Genomic DNA, 19,457 nt, shown 5'->3' on the forward strand with positions numbered 1-19,457 from the left:
TGGACCATTTATCGAAAATTCCTTTCACCACTCCTGTTGGGAAGCCGGAAACGATCGGAGCAGACAGGCTGGCCCTGGTAACGGCAGCCGTTGATCTTTTCCCGGGCAGGAACAACCTGGTCGTAGGGCTTGGCACTGCAATCACCTATAACTTTGTCAATAAATACAGCGAGTTTATCGGAGGGGGGATTTCTCCCGGTATGGAAATGCGGTTTAAATCCCTTCAGACCTTTACCGCTAAATTACCGCTGGTAAAGGCTGACTGGAATTTTCCCCTGGCAGGTTACGATACCCGGACGAATATACTCAGCGGGGTCATCCTGGGCATTGCCAAAGAAATTGATGGGATAATCGAAGCTTATGAGGAGAAGTATGCTAACTTTAACGTGCTTTTAAGCGGCGGCGACACATCCTATTTTACCCGTCTCCTTAAAAAGAAGATATTTGCAGACCCCTATCTAATTTATAAAGGGTTATATGCCATCAGCCAGTTCAATGCGTAAACAAAAATACTATCGTTTTTTTCTACTCCTTCCTTTACTGTCGGCGCTTACCTTTTTACAGGGGTGCGAGAATAAGCTAAAGGATCTTCCAGGTTCAGGCAAGAAATTGCAGATTCCGGAGGAAGGAATAGACATCGAGAGCTACATGAGCGAAGGCTCCAAAATAAAAGGTAAGCTGACTGCACCTTTTATGTTGCGTTATCAGCGGGCGGATACTCCTTATGCAGAGTTTCCCAGAAGCCTGCATGTTGATTTTTACAATGCCACCATGGCGGTGGAAAGCCAGTTGGACGCCTTATATGGAAAATATCTCCAGAACCAGAATAAGGTATTCCTCCGGGATAGCGTGATCGTAAAAAATATCCTGAAAGGAGATACCGTACACTGCCAGGAACTTTGGTGGGATAATCATACCGAAAAATTTTACACCGATAAACCTGTACGAATCTACACCAAGGATAAGATCCTTTTCGGTACCGGAATGGAAGCGGATCAAAACTTCCGCTGGTATACGATAAAAAAACTTACAGGATCCCTGCTCACTTCAGAAAAAGCAATGCCGAAGTAGAAGTTGTACTTGATTATCAATTAATTACAGGTAGATGAAAAATAACATCAATTAAACGTTTGTTTAATTCAAACGTTTGTTTAATTTTGTGTTTTCAATTCATCACCATGTCAGATAAAAGAGAACAAATCCTTCTGGTCGCCGAAGAACTCTTCGGAGAAAAGGGGTTCGAAGGTACCTCGGTTAGGGATATCGCGCAAAAAGCAGGAGTCAACCTGGCCATGATCTCTTATTATTTCGGCTCGAAAGAGAAATTGCTGGAATCCATGATCGAATTCCGGGCAGGTTATGCCTATGGCATCCTGGAAGAATTAAATAAAGATATGTATCTGAGTCCCTGGGATAAGATAGACCGGCTGGTCGAGTTTTATGTAGACAGGATCCTGGGCAATCTCCGCTTTCATAACATCATGTACCAGGAAACGACCAGTGTACGCTCCGAAGAAATAAAAAATCTGATCATCGGTATCAAGCTGCGCAATCTGGAACAGATAAAAAAGATCATTACGGACGGTCAGCAGAAGAAACTTTTCCGTCAGGTAGATATTTCCATGACGGTTGGTACGATCATGGGAACCATATCGTCCTATACCCAGTCAAAATTATACGGTTGCCATATACTCGCTATTGAAGCGGATACAGACGAAGACCGGTACCGCTCCAAACTTTCTCCCCGTCTGAAAGCTCATCTCAAACAAGTATTGAGAGCTCACCTGGATATTAAGAACGAAGACGATAACAGGGATATAGTTAAATAAAAGCACGATCTGAAAAAAGACCAGCATAAATAACAGAAGTAAAAATAAATACCAAGACATGAATCGCGAAGCATTTATTGAGGCAGGTTTTAATGGCCATAAGAAACGAAGTAAAAAAATAGCGGGGATCCTAAGCCTCTTCCTCTTCTTTGCATTTACCACATTTGCACAAAACAGGACCATCACGCTGGATGAAGCCTTGCAACTGGGTTTACAGAACAGCAAACAATTGAAGAGATCACAGTATAAGATAGACGAGGCGCTTGCCCGTGTGGCTCAGGCAAAAGACGGCCATCTGCCTACCGCCAAAGTAAATTTTCAATACATGCACGCGCTTATGCTGGCACGTACCGTAAATATTCCCGGGATTACAGAAGCAGGCAAGCCTCTTCAACTTCCTTTCGACCTTCCCGCTTATCTGGGGACACTGTCGGTTTCCGAGCCCATTTTTGCAGGCAATCAATTGAAATATGCCGACCAGTCCGCTAAACTGTTGGTAGAAATGAACCGCCTGGATGCTGACAAGGATAAGGACGATGTTACCTATATCGTTATCAATTCCTATATCAATTTCAACAAGATCCTGCAAAGTATGCTGATCGTGGCGCAGAATATGCAGGATGTCGAAACCAAGCTGACGGAGATCACTAAATACGAAGGACAGGGCCTCGCCACCAAAAACGATGTATTGCGTTTTCAGCTTCAACGCTCACAGCTTCAACTGACCCAGATCGAACTGGAGAACAACCGGAAAATCGCAAACTACAATATGAATATCGTGCTCGGACTGCCCGACTCGACGGAGCTCATCCTCCAGCCTGCCGATTTTAAGTTGGCAGAACAACCCGTCTTTGCCGATCTGCTACAGATTGCCGAAGCCAACCGCCGCGAATTGCAGGACAATTCCTATCAGAGCAAGATCGCTGATATCAATATAAAAAAGATAAAGGATCAGCGCCTGCCAACGGTAGCAGCCTCGCTCGGCGCTTATTATATCAATCCGACCGGCAAACCGATTCCTACCGGCAATACCGTGATCGCTCCCTTAACCCTTGGTGTAGGCGCTTCCTGGGATATCGGAAGTCTGTATACCAATAAAAACAAAGTGAAGGAAGCGGCCATCCAACGCCAGGAATTGAACACCGGCAGGGAACAGGCCATCGATGAAATCCGCAAAGAAGTTCACCAGGATTTTACGTTGTATCAGCAATCCCTGGAAAAGATCAAGGTTTTACAGGAAGCTGTTACCCAGGCCGTGGAAAATGAGCGGATCACCGAATCCAAATTCCGCAATAACCTGGTTAATACAACGGACCGAATTGAAGCTCAGACCCTGCTCTATGCTTCCCGGGTCAACCTGGAACTGGCAAAATCGGATGCTACGATTGCCTGGTATGATATGCTCAGATCGACCGGAAAAATACACCTCTAATAACATCATTAATATAAGTATTCAAAACTGCATTTTATATGGAACAGAATAACACAAAAAAGCCTCGCAAAAAACTCATCTTCCCAATCATTCTGGGGCTTGTCCTCATCGGCGCCGTAGGGTTCACCATTAAAGAATACCTGTTCCTTCAGGGGCATGAGCAGACGGATGACGCCCAGGTCGATGGGGATATCAGCCCGGTGATCGCGAGGGTCCAGGGTTACGTGACCGATATCCGTTTTAAGGATAATCAGTATGTACACGCTGGCGATACCCTTGTCATCCTGGACGACCGGGATTATAAGATAAAAGTGAACCAGGCAAAAGCCGTTCTGTTCGCTGCAGAGAAAAATGTTCAGGCCTCCAACGCAATGATTTCGGAGACCCAATCCAACTACGCCGTACAAAAAGCGAATATCGAAGAAGCTGATGTGAAGCTCTGGAAAGCGACCCAGGATTACGAACGTTTTAAGAACCTCTATGAGGATCACGCCATAACCAAAGCTCAGTTCGATCAGGCTGTTGCCGATAAAGGCGCTGCCCAGGCAAATCTGGACGCGGCTAAAAGCCAGGTGCCGGTATTGAACAGAAGGGTAAATACGAGTAAAGAACAGACGAGCGCCACCGCTTCCGTTATCGATAGCCGGAAGGCAGATGTTGATTTTGCTCAATTGCAATTGACCTATACCGTGATCACAGCTCCCGCCAGCGGGATCATTTCCAAACGGAATATCCAGATCGGCCAGCTCGTGCAGGCAGGATCTCCTCTTTTTTCCATCGTTCACGATGATCTGTATATCACCGCTAATTTTAAAGAAACACAGGTTGGCGATCTGCAGTTGAATCAGAAAGTAGATGTGGAAGTGGATGCGTTCTCCAAAGAACCGCTTCAGGGAACGATCGAGTCATTCTCCGGCGCAACGGGTGCTAAGTTCTCCCTGCTGCCTCCGGATAATGCTACCGGAAACTTCGTCAAAGTAGTTCAGCGGGTTCCGGTAAGGATCCATCTGTTGGCAGATAGCGTAGTGAAACAGCGTTTGCGTCCCGGTATGAGTGTAAAAGTGACGGTTCACACAAAATAAGCTGGTTGCTGAGTGTAAGTAGTGTTTAACATTTAATCGCCTTTTTTTATGGCAGAATATGGCTTTAGACGATGGATCATCACCTTTACGGTGATCACCGCAGCGCTGCTGGAATTGATCGATACTACGATCGTGAACGTAGCCCTGCCGGATATAATGGGTAATCTGGGAGCCACCCTTGAGGATGCCAACTGGATCGTGACCGGCTACGCAGTGGCCAATGTGATCATCCTGCCGATGTCAGGCTGGTTGGGCGATCGATTCGGAAGAAAAAATTACTTCCTGACTTCCATTATACTTTTTACGATCACTTCTTTCCTTTGCGGAAATGCTCATAGCCTGAATGAGTTGATCATTTACCGGCTATTGCAGGGATTGGCCGGCGGTGGTTTGATCTCTACCGGACAGGCTATCCTGCTCGAGACCTGGCCTCCCTCAGAAGTGGGTATGGCTACCGCATTATTCGGTCTGGGTGCAGTAGTCGGTCCGACCGTCGGACCGACGATCGGAGGATTTATAACCGATAATCTTTCCTGGCAATGGATCTTTTATGTGAACATACCGGTAGGCGCTATTGCCGCCTTTTGTGTATCCACTTTTGTGAAGGAATCGCCCAAATACGGAAAAGGTAAAAGGGTCGACTGGTGGGGGATTGCACTCCTTGCCCTGGGTGTCGGAGCCTTACAGGTGATCCTGGAAAAAGGGGAAGATAAAGACTGGTTCCAGACCTGGTGGATCTCCGGCCTCACCTTTGTAACCATTATATCGGCTATCTGTTTCATTTGGAGGGAAACCAGTATCGATTTCCCGGTCGTTAATTTTAAGATTCTACGGCACCGCAGTTTTTTGATCGGCATTTTTTCCTCTTTTGTAATGGGGGTGGCTTTATACGGATCGACATTTATTTTCCCGGTATTCTGTCAAAACCTGCTTGGCTTCACTGCCGAACAAACAGGGCTGATCCTCTTCCCGGGAGGGCTGGCAACGATCTTTATGATGCCTTTCGTGGGGAAAATGCTGAAGAGAGGAATACCTGCACAAATCTTATCTGCAGGTGGTTTTATCCTGTTCTTTGTATTCTGCTGGATGTTGTCGGGATCGAGTCTGGTATCAGGCACCGGAGACTTTTTCTGGCCGCTGATCGTACGGGGCATCGGGATGGCCATCCTTTTCGTTCCCCTTACCACCCTCGCTATCCAGGATCTTCGCGGTCCCGAGATCGGCCAGGGAACAGGGCTCAACAATATGATGCGTCAATTGGGGGGGTCTTTCGGGATCGCTATTATGACGACGATCATTCATATTAAAAGCGGGGTTAACCGGAATATATTATTGGAAAATATAAATCAATATAACCCTGCCTATACGGACCGGTATAATAATTCCCTGCAGGGTTTTATGGCCAAAGGGTTTCCCATGCAGCAAGCCCAGCAGATGGCCCACCAGGCTATGGAAGGGATCGTTTCCCGGCAGGTGATGCTGACGACCTATAATGGAATGTACCTGCTGATCGGCGTGTTCACCTTATTATGCGTACCCCTCATCTTCCTGCAGAAATTCAAGAAGAGCGCCGTGGCTATACCTGTGGACGCTCATTAGAGACGCTCATTAGAAAGAAGATTATTAATAATATGCTGAAAATGCCAAATATATTGGATACTCGTAAAGCAGGAATTGTCAAATAGAAAGGAAAAAGAAGAAAAGACGATAGTTAGAGTTCCATGTAAAAGAAAAGTCCTGAATCTCTTCAGGACTTTTCAATTTTTTTGTACGATACCTTACCAACAATTTCATGGCCATCAATAGGTACAAATTTTACGGTGGCTTGTTCTTAGGATTTGGACCTTGCTTGGATTTTTGGATTTTGGACTTTTACTTACTAAGTTCTGATTGATTAAGGATTCTGGTTTTTTTGGATTTTTGGATTCAAATTTGGATTTTCAGGATTTTTGGACTTGGACTTGGTTCTTCTTCGGACAATTGGATGGTTTTTCTTCGGACTTGGTCATTCATTCATTCTTTCAGTTGGTTTTTCTTCGGACAATTGGATTTGAATCGCTCATCAATCATACTTAACAATACAAACATACAATACTGTAAGAATCAGTGCAAGAGAATAAATGCTATATTTAAGGCCTGCAGTTTTTACCGTTCGTATCGTATAACTACGTGTGTTTGCCTGGTATAACCACCTTATTTTTTTGGCCACAACATAATTTGACCTATTTTGTAGTTCTTAAGTAACTGATCCTCTTAATGCAGCAGGACTTATCTATTCATCTATTTTTTTATCTATGAGTTTTGAAAACAAAACAGTACTGATCACCGGCGGTTCCCGTGGCATCGGTAAAGCGATCGCTCTCAGGCTTGCCAAAGAAGGGGCCAATATCGCTATTGCCGCAAAGACAACCGAACCCAACCCCAAACTGGAAGGGACTATCTATACGGCCGCCGAAGAGATTACGGCGGCAGGCGCCCCGAAGGTAATGCCCATTCAGGGTGATATCCGTTTCGAGGACAGTATACGGCATATCGTTGACGAAACGGTCCGTGTCTTCGGTGGTATCGATATCCTGATTAATAATGCCAGCGCAATTAATCTTTCCCCCACAGAACAAACCGAACCGAAAAGGTATGACCTGATGCATAGTATAAATGTCAGAGGAACCTTTTTTATGAGTCAGGCCTGTATCCCCCATCTTAAAAAAGCGCATAATCCCCATATATTAAATCTCTCTCCCCCCCTGAACCTGGATTCCCGGTGGTTTGCTCCTCACCTGGCCTATACGATGAGCAAATACGGAATGAGTATGGTTATCCTGGGGCTTGCCGAAGAGCTGAAACAATACCGGATCGCGGCCAATGCCTTATGGCCCAAAACGACCATAGCGACCGCGGCGGTGAAAAATATACTGGGTGGGGATTTTTTGATTCAACGAAGCAGGACCCCCGAAATAGTTGCGGACGCCGCCTTCTATATCTTACAAAAACCTTCTTTTGAAACGACAGGCAATTTTTTTATAGATGAAGACGTTCTACAAAAAGAAGGGATTTCGGATTTTGGCAAATATGCCATCAATCCCGAGCAGAAATTAATGAACGATCTGTTCTTATAATATTGGTCCTCTAATTCAAATTTTTTCATTTTAATCCTGGGTAAAAGGCAACATCATCCTCCCGTTCAAAGACGGGAGGTGCTTTTTTTGGCGTTGGCTTCTATATTAAATTTGTCGCCCGCGCCAAAAAAATCATATGCGTTGCGTCAAAGGGAGGATCCCTTTGAAATCTCCTTGCGAAGACCCGTCTTCTTCAAATTTGTCGCCCCGCGCCAAAAAAATCATATGCGTTGCGGTATAACTGGGCAATGCGAAAGCAACTGAGTTCCGTTCGAGGGAACGGGACGAAAGTTGCGGGCGTAGCCCTAAGGAGTTTTGAACTGTGTTCAAAACGAAGTTCTGAATCCCTTTGCAATCCCCTCGCGAAGACCTGCAGCCTTATAAAATCCATACATTTTAATAGGACCTGGCTTCTGAAGAAGAAATTTAATGCCTAATAGAACAGGAGGGTCTTTTCAGCTTAGCTTCTTTTACCGGCGATCATTAATGCTCCGGCGGCAATCCCGGTGTCTTTTACCAGATTGGTCAGGGGAAACCGGACTGAACTTTCGTCCGGCGCATGAATGACCGCCGGCAAATGAATGGTCAGTACGATAATCAGGAGAAATGCTGCGAGTAACAGCCCGGCCAAACGTGTTTGTTTGCCTGTCAGAAAGGAAATGGCTGCGGCTACCAGGGCCGCTCCGGTGAAATAAACCCAAAATACTCCCCCGGGAATAAAGGAAGGAACGGTATTTTGCATACCCGTTCCATTTAAGAAATGGTTGATGCCAAAAAATCCAACCACTAACGCATACAGGATTATTCCAACCCTGAAAATTGTTGTATTGTTCATATGGCTATCGTTTTGTTACACCTAATTTAAGCATAAATCGGGGATAAACCCGGCCATTCTTTGCACAGGTGTTCGAAACGGTAGCGGCTATGTATTCTCCTCTCCTTTCCCTTCCAACCATACCTCATGTCTCATTTATTCGGGTCTAAATGTCTTTTTCAACGGGGCTCATGAATGCGACGGGGGCTGATTATAGACTTCGGGTCGCATTTGCGGAAAGAACAATACATCCTGGATACTGGGCTGCCCGGTCATCAACATGCAGAGCCTGTCGATGCCAAAGCCGATACCGGCCGTAGGAGGCATTCCGTATTCCAATGCCCGAAGAAAATCATAGTCGATGAACATCGCCTCGTCATCCCCCCGTTCCATCAGTTTGACCTGCTCTTCAAACCGTTCCCGCTGATCCAGGGGATCATTGAGCTCGGTATATGCGTTTGCCATCTCTTTCCCATTTACCATCAGCTCAAACCGCTCTACCAGTCCTGGCCGGCTGCGGTGTTTTTTGGTAAGGGGACTCATTTCTATGGGGTAGTCGGTGATAAAGGTCGGCTGTATAAAATGATGCTCACATTTGTTGCTGAAGATCTCATCCACCAGTTTGCCAATACCCATGGTATAGTCGGCATGGATATTCAACCCGCGGCAGGCCTCCCGCAATTGTGCCTCGTCCATTCCGCTGATATCGATACCTGCATATTCTTTTATAGCATCGTACATGGTGACGCGCCTGTAAGGAGCTTTGAATTCAATCTCCTTTCCATCTACGGTGACTTTACTGGTGCCATTCGTGGCAATAGCGGCGTTCTCCAGTAATTGTTCGGTCGTTTCCATCATCCATATATAATCCTTATAGGCTACATAGAACTCCAGCACTGTAAATTCAGGATTGTGCGTTCGGTCCATCCCTTCATTACGGAAGTTCCGGCTGAATTCATAGACCCAGTCAAACCCGCCTACGATCAACCGCTTCAGGTACAATTCATTGGCTATACGCAGGTAAAAGGGTGCGTCCAGGGCATTATGATGCGTAATAAAAGGACGGGCGGCCGCTCCTCCGGGAATACTTTGCAATACAGGTGTATCTACTTCGAGCGCTCCTTTTTCATTCAGAAAGGTCCGGATGGCATTGATCATTTTTGTCCGCTTGATAAAGGTTTCTTTTACCTGCGGATTGACGATCAGGTCGGCATAACGCTGGCGGTAGCGGAATTCCGGATCTGTAACGGCGTCGAAGGTTTCGCCTTCTTTCTCCCTGACCACCGGTAAAGGCTTGAGGGATTTAGTCAGGATAGTCAGCTCTTTTACATGGATAGAAGTCTCTCCTGTCTTCGTTGTAAAAACATATCCCTTCACCCCGATTATATCACCCAGGTCAATCATGTATTTCCATACCCGGTCATACACTGTTTTATCTTCTCCGGGACAGATCTCATCCCTTTTTATATAAAGCTGGATCTTTCCGGTACTATCCTGTAAAACCGCAAAGGAGGCTTTGCCCATATCCCTTATGCTCATGAGACGGCCCGCCAAACAGACATCGGCAAAATCCGCTTTATTTTCTTCTCCTTTATAGTTTTCCTTTATTGGTACTGCGAAACTATTCACCGGATATAAAGGTGCCGGATAGGCGTCAATTCCCAATTTCTTTAATTCTGCCAGTTTTTCCCGGCGGATGATCTCCTGCTCAGATAAATGTAGTGTAATCATAAATTCAGAAACAATGTATTGGAACGATTGCAAAAAACAGGGCGAAGGTAAAGTAAATTCGTTTAATCGAGGGCCAGCAATACCTGCCACGCTTCTTTTACGCTCCCCCGCTCCAATAATTTTTTGGCATACCGGTGCAGCTCCTTTTCCATTTCCTCCGGGTTGATGGAATAATATTGGAAAATGTTTTTCAGGGTGTCGTCATGAAAAGAAGGATCGATCCTTGGTATTTCCTGCACATTCGAAAGCTGACCCAGATCATTTCCGCTAAGGATCCCGCTATGGCGGATAGGTTCGGGAAGACGGTCAACTCCTATTCCCAGCGCTGTAATCGGCTTTTCTACCAGGAAGAGGCTGTCGGGATCTACTTTGCAATACCAATCGCCTCCCAACCTGGCGATATGTTGCACCAGCCGTTGATCGATCATCCTGTTCTCATCCAGGATCGTTTCATCCAGGTGCATACGCAAGGCCTCACAAATGACCAGATTGCCGGCTCCCCCCTGATCCCCAAGTGGTTTAACCTCGATCACCTTACACTCAATTTTTATTTTACTTTCCCTGACCATCGGAGGCCGTATAAGGGTAGCGGGTTCTTCTGTAAAACCTGCTTTTAAAAATTCATTTGTTCCTTTCGGATATTCACAGCTGGCCAAACTTACCTGCTGTACCATCCCGTAATCGACCACATTGATCACCACCTCCGGCACTTCCAGCACATTTTGCAAACTGTGTTTGGTCGTATTGTCTCTCACCCTCCTGGAAGGGGAAAAGATCAGGATCGGCGGAGTAGAAGAGAACATATTAAAAAAGCTGAAAGGGCTGAGGTTCACGTTCCCGGCAGAATCGATCGTACTGGCAAAACAGACAGGGCGCGGGGCAATGGCATATTGAAGATAGGTGTGCCTGACTGCAGGACCGAGATCTTTCAGGTCAAGGATCATGAAGGAATATTTTTCTTTTTCTGTAACAAAGAGAAATCGCTTTCGTCACGCAGTATCTTATTGGTAAGGACTCCCAAACCTTCTACTTCCAGTTCAACCGTATCATTTTCCGCGAGCCATTGTTCTGAATAGTTAGGGTCATTTAATTTCCCCGTGCCGTTCAGTTCCAGGAAACAGCCGGTGCCGACCGTTCCGCTTCCGATCACATCTCCCGGATAGAGATCGACTCCATAGGAGGCCCTTTCAATGATCTCGGCAAAGGTCCAGTCCATATCAGCCAAATTACCATCACTGACCTGTATTCCATTTACCCGGCATTGCATACGCAGGTTCCAGTTCTTGCCGGTATGGCCTTCTTTACAGGGCACTTCGAAAGCAGACAACTCATCCGGGCTAACCAGCCAGGGACCGATAACCGTAGAGAAATCTTTTCCCTTTGCCGGCCCAAGATTCAATAACATTTCCTCCATCTGCAGGGTTCTGGCGCTCATGTCGTTCATGATCATCAACCCAGCGATATATTCATCCGCCTCTTCGGCCGGGATATTACGTCCTTGTTTGGCAATGACGATCGCTACTTCCAATTCGAAATCCAGTTTGAAAAAATGATCTGGCATACAGGTAATATCGCCAGGACCCTGTATGCTGTGGTGATTGGTAAAATAAAAAATGGGATACTGATCGAATTCCGGGATCATCGGCACTTTTCTGTTGCGTCTTGCCGCAGCTACATGCTGGCGGAAGGCATATCCGTCACGGCAGGAAGTGGGAAAAGGAACGGGGGCCAGTACCCTTACCGAAGACAGTAGTCTCGCTTTTCCCGAACTGATATGTCCTTCCCGGATAGCAAGGTCCCCGGCTTGTGCAATGGGCAGCAATTCGTCCCAATAAGTAAGGAACATGCTCATCGAATTAGGGATATCCGGATGGATCACCTCCATGTCATATAAAAGACCATCCACCAGGATGGCCAGTTGATCGCGTTCTTCCTTCAGATAAGATACCAGCTTCATCTTTACAATTAGTTTAAGGTTGACCTTTTGTTTGATTAATTAAAGGAAGGCTAATTTTAAGAATGGCCAAAGGTAAAGGATTATTTTTCTTAGTTTTAGGCGTTTTCCTTTATGCGTTTTTTACATTTTATGAGAAGTTTCCGGAATTCCTTTTACCATTTATCGGCAGCAGCGATATGCTTATCCGATGTTTTTTTATTCGGCCTGTTTTTAATTTGCCTGGCCCAGCCTGTCCTTGCCCAGAAAAAAACGGATGTCTTTCTTCAGAACCTTCTGCAGAAAAATGCCTCCCCCCAACTTAAAAAGATCCTCGCCAATCCGGATTCTTTCCGGTACCAGCTCATTTATACCCGTATCGACCGGGATAAACAGAACCTTCCCCATTTTCATGATTATTATTTCCGGGTTGACCCCGAAGAGTATTTTAATCCTGCCTCTACGGTGAAAATGCCCCTGGCCTTTCTTGCCCTGGAGAAAATGAAGAGCCTGAAAAGTTTTGGCATCGACAAATTCACCCCGATGCTGACCGATAGTGCTTTTAGCGGGCAGAGTTCCGTTCATACGGATTCGGGGTCCGCCTCGGGTCTGCCTTCCCTGGCCCAGTATATCAAGAAAATCTTTCTGGTCAGCGATAACGACGCCTATAACCGTCTGTACGAGTTTCTGGGACAGCAACCCATTAACGAAAGGCTGCATCAAATGGGGTATAAGGATGTCCGTATTACCCGGAGGTTTGTGCCGATGACACAAGAAGAGAACGGGCATACCAATCCAATCAGGTTCATTAAGGACGGACGGACACTGTATAATCAGGCTCCGGCTGTCAGCGCATTTTCTTTTACTTTCGGCAAACCGGTTTTCATTGGGGACGCACATTTTGACAGGTATGATTCCCTGATCCACAAACCCATGGATTTTACCCGGCATAATAATGTTCCTCTCGAGGACCTGCACCAAATGCTACGGTCCGTTTTATTTCCTGCCTCTGTACCTGATTCCCAAAGATTCCATCTGGACCCGGACGATTACCGTTTTCTTTACCGGTACATGTCCCAGTACCCTTCGCAGGAGGCTCATCCGGCATATGACACGACGGAGTATTTTGACAGCTATACCAAATTTTTCCTGTTTAAGGCTGGCCGGACCCAGATTCCCCCCTATATCCGGATCTTCAACAAACCGGGCTGGTCATACGGGTTTCTGACTGATATTGCCTATGTCGTTGATTTTAAACATAGTGTGGAGTTTATGCTAAGCGGGGTGATCTATGTTAATCGGGATGGTGTGCTGAACGATGACAAATATGAATACGAAGAGATGGGGTACCCCTTCTTTAAAGAGGTGGGAGACCTGATTTACCGTTATGAATTGGGCAGAAAGAGGCAAAATCCGCCCAATTTGAAGAATTTTGAACTTTCTTACCGGAAGGGCGTATTTTAGAAGGAAGCTATTTTCGCTTAGTTCTTCGTATTTTTGCCTTCCAATACCTGAATAATGAAGTTCGAAAAGATACATAATAAAGGCCAGGCACAGTTGTTTAAGAACCAATACCTGGAAATGCTCACCAAGACCCATCCTTTGGTGATTTGGGGCATGTACCTGCCTATTCAAGGCTATTTACTGTATCACAGTGCATCCAAGCTAGGATTTTCACTGACAGGGATCGTCCTCACCTTCCTGGGGGGTATGTTGTTCTGGACCTTTTTTGAATACCTGATGCACCGTTTTGCCTTTCATTGGGTAGCTGACAGTGAAAGGGCCAGAAAGATAGTTTATGTGATGCACGGTAATCACCATCATTTTCCCAGGGATAAGGAGCGTTTATTTATGCCCCCCGTTCCCAGTCTGATCATATCTTCCGTGATTTTCCTGCTCATGTACCTGGTTATCTGGAATTATACTTTTATGTTCTGGCCCGGGTTTATGCTGGGCTACCTGATGTATGGCAGTATGCATTATGCGATCCATGCCTGGAATCCTCCTTTTAAATGGATGAAACCTCTCTGGCGCAATCATCATCTGCATCATTATAAAGACGATCACCGCGGATTCGGGGTAAGCTGTACGATCTGGGACCATGTCTTCGGAACCATGTTCGATCTCAATAAAGAAAAAGAGACAAAAGAGGATAAGGAAAAAGTAAAGGAATTGATGTATTAACCCACAACCTAAAGGGGAGTCAGTTTTTACCACTTCTCCTCTTCCTCCTCCTTCAGGGGGCCGGGAGGTGTATATTTTTTTCGGGTCTGAATTTTCTGCCATTGTCTTTCAATGATCAAACGGGCCATAATCCTGCCGGCATCTTCTCCTGCATTTTCCGCTAACAACCCACGAAGACGGGACTCATTGATATCGATCCGGTACAAAAGCTGGACAAGGGTATTAAAGTCCTGACGGATCAGCATATTGAGTTTTTCAGCCAAAAGAGTTTCTAATTCTTCCGCGGTAAGATATTCTGCAAATTGTAACTCGTAAGACCGGTTCAGGTCCTGGATAAGCTCCACGCTATTCACTTCCTGTTTTTCCGGTTTGTCCATTGTATTTGGATATAGTATAAGGAATTGCTTTTAATTGTTTGCCTGGTTCATTTTCTATCTGTCGTTGTTATTTCTCCTTAGAATTTTTCCATCACGCCCAATCCGAACAGGGCAAAATCGTATTTCACGGGATCGTCCTTATCCAATAAAACGAGGTAATCGGTTAATTCCTGTGCTGCCTGCCAGTCCGATTGCGTCCGGGTCAGTAAGCCCAATCGTTTGGCAACACGGGCAACATGCACGTCCAGCGGGCAGATTAGGGCAGAAGGGGACATTCGCTCCCAGATCCCGAAATCCACTCCATTAGCATCTTTTCTTACCATCCACCTTAGGTACATATTCAGCCTTTTACAGCTTGAGTTTTTTTCCGGGCTTGCGATATGCTTACGAGTCCGGTGAGGGGCATCCTCCAGGGAGAAAAAATAAGTATAAAACCGGGTCAGGGCCTCCCCTGTTGTTCCGGATGCTGATCCCGGATCGTCCCGTCTTAAAAAAGCATCTTCCAGCGAATCGTATTTCGAATAATGGTGCTTGAAAAACTCGATAAAGTAATATAGATCAGTGGCATTAAAGGTCCTGTGTTTAAACTCCATCATTTTCTTCAAATGCCGGTCCTTGTGTTGCAGGATGAACTGGTGAGGGGCATTGTCCATCAGTTGCATCAGTTCTCCCGCCTTCTGTATGATGGTAGTCCGATTGCCCCAGGAGAATATAGCCGCGAAAAACCCGGCTATCTCGATATCCTGCTTTTTGCTGAACCTCCGGGGAATACTGACCGGGTCCTTAATAATGAAAGAAGGCTGGTTATATTCATTAACCTTTTTGTCCAGGAAATCTTTAATGTTTTTTTGATCCAATCGCATAAGTCATCCTTTTTTCCCTTCGGTTCTTTTGTGACACGGTCACAATAGCCGGAGGCTCATCATTAGAGGTTAACCGAAGGGTAGTTATATTTTCCAAGAACTACCCTTCGGTTAATTTGTGACACAGTCACAAACCGGGCTGTAAGCCCAGACATAAGCGGTTAAGGGCAGGGAAGTTATATTTTCCAAGAACTTCCCTGCCCTTAACTACGGCCTCCCGATTGCCTTTTCCAGGTCCTCGATCAGGTCGCCGGCATCTTCGATACCCACACTTAACCGGATCAGAGAATCGCTTAACCCGTTTTTTATCCGTTCTTCCCTGGGAATGGAAGCATGGGTCATGCTGGCAGGGTGATTAATCAGCGATTCGACGCCACCCAGGCTTTCCGCCAAAGCAAAAAGTTTGGTGGAAGACAATACTTTCGTCGCCCTTTCCAGGCTGTCGTCTTTTAAGGTAAAGCTCATCATACCACCAAAACCCCGCATTTGTTTTTTGGCGATCGCATAACCGGGATGATCCTCGAATCCACACCAATAGACCTTTCCGACTGCCGGGTGGTTACGCAGGAAATGGGCGACCTTTTCTCCGTTCTCACAATGCCTGTCCATACGAACATGTAAAGTTTTTATCCCCCTTAGCACCAAAAAACAATCCTGCGGCCCCGGAACGGCTCCGCAGCTTTTCTGGATAAAATATAGTTTTTCCCTCAGGTCCGGATCATTCATGACCAGGCATCCATGGATCACATCACTATGCCCACCCAGGTATTTGGTGGCGGAATGTAATACGATATCCGCTCCAAGATCCAGGGGATTTTGGAGATAGGGGGAGGCAAACGTATTGTCGACACAGAGGAGAACCTTATGTTCTTTGGCAATATCCGCCAAGGCCATGATGTCAATGATATTCATCAGGGGATTGGTTGGGGTCTCTGCCCAGATCAGCTTGGTTTTGGAGGTTATAAAGGATTTAATATTACCTGCCTCCTGCATATTCACAAAATGAAAACGAATACCCGCCCTCTCGAAGATCTTAGTGAACAGCCGGTAGGTTCCGCCATACATATCATTGGCAGCGATCACTTCATCGCCCGGTTCCAATAAACGAAGGACGGCATCGGTTGCGGCAACCCCGCTGCTGAAACACAAGCCGAATTTCCCATTCTCGATATGCGCTATTGCCGTTTCCAACGCTTTACGCGTTGGATTCTGGGAACGGGCATATTCATATCCCTTGTGCTGGCCCGGAGCGGACTGTACATAAGTGGAGGTTTGGTATATGGGTGTCATGATGGCGCCTGTACTGGGATCGGGCTCTACGCCGGCATGGATCATTTTGGTCGAAAGCTTCATATGCGTAACTGGTTAAAGTTTATTATTAATAGGACTAAAGGTACATTGGTTTGGAGTACCAGCAAGCCAACCGTTATGGTTAGCACCGGAAAATACCAGTTTGAAATTCCGTCATTGTAGTTTAACAAAAACTTAACCCCTCAGACATAACATTGGAAAATACAACTTCACGCCTCTTTTGATAGGTCTTAAAACTTTTTTTACCGCCTTTGGTCGGAAAGGATAATTTTTGACTCAGGCATGGTAAAAAATCTTTTATACCAGACATGTATATTGACTTGACTCCGGTTGTAAATGAGGATAGCTTTGCTTCTCTAATCTATCCATTTCATCAATTTATTTAAAAAAGTACAACCATGAAACCGATTAAAAATCTCAGGAAACAGCTGCTCACGCTAGCTATCCTGTTGTCTGTATCTGCAGGAGCCTTTGCCTTTGACGGCCTGGTGATCAGCGAAAAAGTATTGCAAACATTTAAGAACACCTTCCCGAACGCCCAGGAAGTTAAATGGCTGGAGACGGGAGAAAAATACACCGTGAATTTTAAGGAGAATGGCGTTCTGACCAAGATCGATTATGATATGGACGGAAATTTTATCAGTTCCCTGCGGTATTACTCGGAGAACAATCTTCCGATCAATATACTTCACAAAGTGCAAAAGAAATATGCTGATAAAAAGATTTTCGGCGTAACCGAAATGACCAGTGATTCCAATGTCGACTATTATATCAAGCTGGAAGACGATAAGAACTGGATCACCGTAAAATCAAACGCAAGCGGCAGTATGCAGGTTGTCGAAAAATATAAGAAAGCTCCCTGAGCAGACCCGGTCAGACACTAAAAAAGATATTATCTTTTTACAGCTTCAGGCAAGCTGCCGTAGCCAGATACCGCCAATCCTGATTTTCAGCCGCATGTGCCACTTGCGGCTGAATTTTTTTGTTCAATACGGCTGATTGTAAAATACCGGCATTTACAAGATTCCTCCTGGCCTCATGTATATATTCCTGTAATATGGGATGTTGCATCCATAATTGCTGAGGCGGTTCATATCCGGTCTTGTCTTTACGCCAGACGATCTCTTTGGGGAGCGTAGCTTCCATACTCATTCTAAGCAACCATTTTGTCCATCCCTCCCGAATCTTGAAATGAGAAGGGATCGAAAATAAAAACTCAACCAGCTCATGGTCCAGAAACGGAAGACGGACTTCCACACCATGGGCCATGGAATTGCGATCTGCATAACGGAGCAACTCTTCCATTCCATTCATAAATGTGTTGTAATAGAGAATACCACTCAACTTATCAAAATGGGGGATATCGTAATAAGAAACTCCGAAATGTTCAATGAAGTCTTTTGAAAGATCTTTGTTCCTCCGCTGTTGTGCTGTCCTTTTTTTCTTTAAAAATATTCCTGCATAGACGGGTAAGTTTGCTGCCAGCTTGTTCCGCCAGGTCCAGCGATCATTGACCCCGGATTCCCTGGATGCCTCCAGTTCAAGGGCGAAGGCTTTTTTATCATTCCTGTATAATTCCTGCCAATACCAATGATAATACTTATGATAACCGGCCAGCAGCTCGTCTGCCCCCTGGCCATCCATAAGGACTTTTATATTATGGCTGCCGGCCAGCCCGAATACTTTGTATTGAGCATAGATGCTGGAAGAAGCAAATGGTTCTTCCTGGTGGTAGATCAGTTTCTCAAAATCACGGATCAGACCATCTGCGTCCGGAGTAATGGAATGGTTCTCGATCGGAAAATGATCGGTCATGATCCGGATGAATGGGGATTCATCCTTTTCAAAACCAGGAAAGATTGCGGAAAAACTCTTTAGTTTTTTGGTAAAATCCGGTTGCGCCAAAATGGTCGCTACCACAGAAGAACTGTCCAAACCTCCGCTCAAACTGGTTCCCACCGCAACATCACTTCTAAGCCGTTTGTGTACAGAGGCTGAAAGCAGACCGTTAAATTGCCCGATCGCATTTTCTTCACTTAAAGAATTGGTGTTCTCAATTTCAATATCCCAGTATAGAGTGGTTTCCAGCTCATGCCTGGTCGAGTCGTATACCAGGTATGACCTCGCAGGAAGTTTGGAAATACCGGAAAAAAATGTTTCAAATCCATTGGCCGGATTTTGGGTATACCCTATCGTAATGAAATTAAAAAGCATTTTCCGGTTGCTTTCCTTTTTTATGCCGGCTGCCCAAAGAGCCTTCATTTCGCTGGCGAAAAGGAACTGCCTGGCATCCCGGTAGAAATAGAGCGGCTTTTCGCCAAAACGGTCCCTGGCAATAAATAATTTCTTCTCTTTTTCATCCCATATGGCAAAGGCAAACATACCATCAAAATATTGCAGACAAGTAGGGCCATAATGATCATATGCTGCCAAAATTACCTCCGTATCGGAGCGGGTATTGAAAGAATATCCCTTAGACTGCAAAAGCTTCTTTAATTCAAGATAATTATAGATCTCCCCGTTATGGCTGATGGTATAACGGTCCAGATAGTGCATGGGCTGAGCTGCTGCCGCGCTTAGATCGATAATAGATAATCTCCTGTGCCCCAGGCCAATGAGACCCGATCCGCTGATCCAGATCCCTTCCCCATCCGGGCCTCTGTGAGCGATGGCGTCTGTCATTTTTTGCAAACGCTCCCGGGTAATATTTCCCGGATCCGGAGATAGAATGCCTGCAATGCCGCACATATTAAATAGTATGGGCTAAATAGAGGATATAAGTAAT

Annotated in this window: 18 protein-coding genes; 10 read left to right on the top strand and 8 right to left on the bottom strand. The window is 45.6% G+C overall.

All coding sequences use genetic code 11. The annotated features are described in order from the left end of the window. From ACX0G9_RS27845 to ACX0G9_RS27875, 7 genes are all read left to right on the top strand, one after another. Positions 1-503: type III pantothenate kinase (locus tag ACX0G9_RS27845; RefSeq protein WP_459068259.1), on the top strand; the 503-nt coding region annotated here is incomplete at its 5' end. After that, positions 496-1,071, top strand: coding sequence for an LPS export ABC transporter periplasmic protein LptC (lptC, locus tag ACX0G9_RS27850; RefSeq protein ID WP_459068260.1), 576 nt, complete (start codon positions 496-498; stop codon positions 1,069-1,071). The genes ACX0G9_RS27845 and lptC, both read left to right, overlap by 8 nt. A 107-nt stretch (positions 1,072-1,178) precedes the next feature. Continuing rightward, entirely contained in the window at positions 1,179-1,829 is a 651-nt protein-coding gene (locus tag ACX0G9_RS27855) for a TetR/AcrR family transcriptional regulator (RefSeq protein WP_459068261.1), read from the top strand. Between the two features lie 58 nt (positions 1,830-1,887). After that, positions 1,888-3,261, top strand: coding sequence for a TolC family protein (locus tag ACX0G9_RS27860; RefSeq protein WP_459068262.1), 1,374 nt, complete (start codon positions 1,888-1,890; stop codon positions 3,259-3,261). A 38-nt stretch (positions 3,262-3,299) separates the two neighbouring features. Then, positions 3,300-4,343 (top strand): HlyD family secretion protein, encoded by a 1,044-nt coding sequence (locus ACX0G9_RS27865; RefSeq protein WP_459068263.1) that lies wholly within the window; start codon positions 3,300-3,302, stop codon positions 4,341-4,343. 48 nt (positions 4,344-4,391) lie between these two features. Continuing rightward, entirely contained in the window at positions 4,392-5,942 is a 1,551-nt protein-coding gene (locus tag ACX0G9_RS27870) for an MDR family MFS transporter (RefSeq protein WP_459068264.1), read from the top strand. A 695-nt stretch (positions 5,943-6,637) separates the two neighbouring features. Continuing rightward, positions 6,638-7,459: an SDR family oxidoreductase gene (locus ACX0G9_RS27875; RefSeq protein ID WP_459068265.1), complete on the top strand. Its 822-nt coding sequence runs from the start codon at positions 6,638-6,640 to the stop codon at positions 7,457-7,459. A gap of 460 nt (positions 7,460-7,919) precedes the next feature. On the opposite strand, the gene ACX0G9_RS27880 is transcribed toward ACX0G9_RS27875, so the two are convergent. From ACX0G9_RS27880 to ACX0G9_RS27895, 4 genes are all read right to left on the bottom strand, one after another. Beyond that, the gene (locus ACX0G9_RS27880; protein WP_459068266.1) at positions 7,920-8,294 is read right to left on the bottom strand and encodes a DoxX family protein; all 375 of its coding nucleotides are present in this window, start codon (positions 8,292-8,294) and stop codon (positions 7,920-7,922) included. Positions 8,295-8,462: 168 nt separating this feature from the next. Beyond that, on the bottom strand, positions 8,463-10,004 hold the full coding sequence (lysS, locus tag ACX0G9_RS27885) for a lysine--tRNA ligase (protein ID WP_459068267.1): 1,542 nt from the start codon (positions 10,002-10,004) through the stop codon (positions 8,463-8,465). 62 nt (positions 10,005-10,066) lie between these two features. Then, a complete protein-coding gene (locus tag ACX0G9_RS27890; RefSeq protein ID WP_459068268.1) occupies positions 10,067-10,948 on the bottom strand; it encodes a flavin reductase family protein in 882 nt (293 codons plus the stop codon). Continuing rightward, entirely contained in the window at positions 10,945-11,961 is a 1,017-nt protein-coding gene (locus ACX0G9_RS27895) for a fumarylacetoacetate hydrolase family protein (protein ID WP_459068269.1), read from the bottom strand. Before ACX0G9_RS27895 ends, ACX0G9_RS27890 begins: the two co-directional genes overlap by 4 nt. A 129-nt stretch (positions 11,962-12,090) precedes the next feature. On the opposite strand from ACX0G9_RS27895, the gene ACX0G9_RS27900 reads away from it, so the two are divergent. Next, entirely contained in the window at positions 12,091-13,401 is a 1,311-nt protein-coding gene (locus ACX0G9_RS27900; RefSeq protein ID WP_459068270.1) for a serine hydrolase, read from the top strand. Between the two features lie 54 nt (positions 13,402-13,455). Then, positions 13,456-14,121: a sterol desaturase family protein gene (locus ACX0G9_RS27905; RefSeq protein WP_459068271.1), complete on the top strand. Its 666-nt coding sequence runs from the start codon at positions 13,456-13,458 to the stop codon at positions 14,119-14,121. 26 nt (positions 14,122-14,147) lie between these two features. On the opposite strand, the gene ACX0G9_RS27910 is transcribed toward ACX0G9_RS27905, so the two are convergent. The 3 genes from ACX0G9_RS27910 to ACX0G9_RS27920 form a co-directional block, all read right to left on the bottom strand. Next, a complete protein-coding gene (locus ACX0G9_RS27910; RefSeq protein ID WP_459068272.1) occupies positions 14,148-14,498 on the bottom strand; it encodes a hypothetical protein in 351 nt (116 codons plus the stop codon). A 77-nt stretch (positions 14,499-14,575) separates the two neighbouring features. Next, positions 14,576-15,361 (bottom strand): TIGR02757 family protein, encoded by a 786-nt coding sequence (locus ACX0G9_RS27915; protein ID WP_459068273.1) that lies wholly within the window; start codon positions 15,359-15,361, stop codon positions 14,576-14,578. Between the two features lie 207 nt (positions 15,362-15,568). Continuing rightward, a complete protein-coding gene (locus ACX0G9_RS27920; RefSeq protein WP_459068274.1) occupies positions 15,569-16,714 on the bottom strand; it encodes a cystathionine gamma-synthase in 1,146 nt (381 codons plus the stop codon). 356 nt (positions 16,715-17,070) lie between these two features. Between ACX0G9_RS27920 and ACX0G9_RS27925 the strand changes: the two genes are divergently transcribed. Beyond that, positions 17,071-17,535, top strand: coding sequence for a hypothetical protein (locus ACX0G9_RS27925; protein WP_459068275.1), 465 nt, complete (start codon positions 17,071-17,073; stop codon positions 17,533-17,535). A gap of 37 nt (positions 17,536-17,572) precedes the next feature. On the opposite strand, the gene asnB is transcribed toward ACX0G9_RS27925, so the two are convergent. Then, entirely contained in the window at positions 17,573-19,420 is a 1,848-nt protein-coding gene (gene asnB, locus ACX0G9_RS27930; protein WP_459068276.1) for an asparagine synthase (glutamine-hydrolyzing), read from the bottom strand. Positions 19,421-19,457 lie beyond the last annotated feature (37 nt).

This window comes from Flavitalea flava (genome assembly GCF_054461575.1).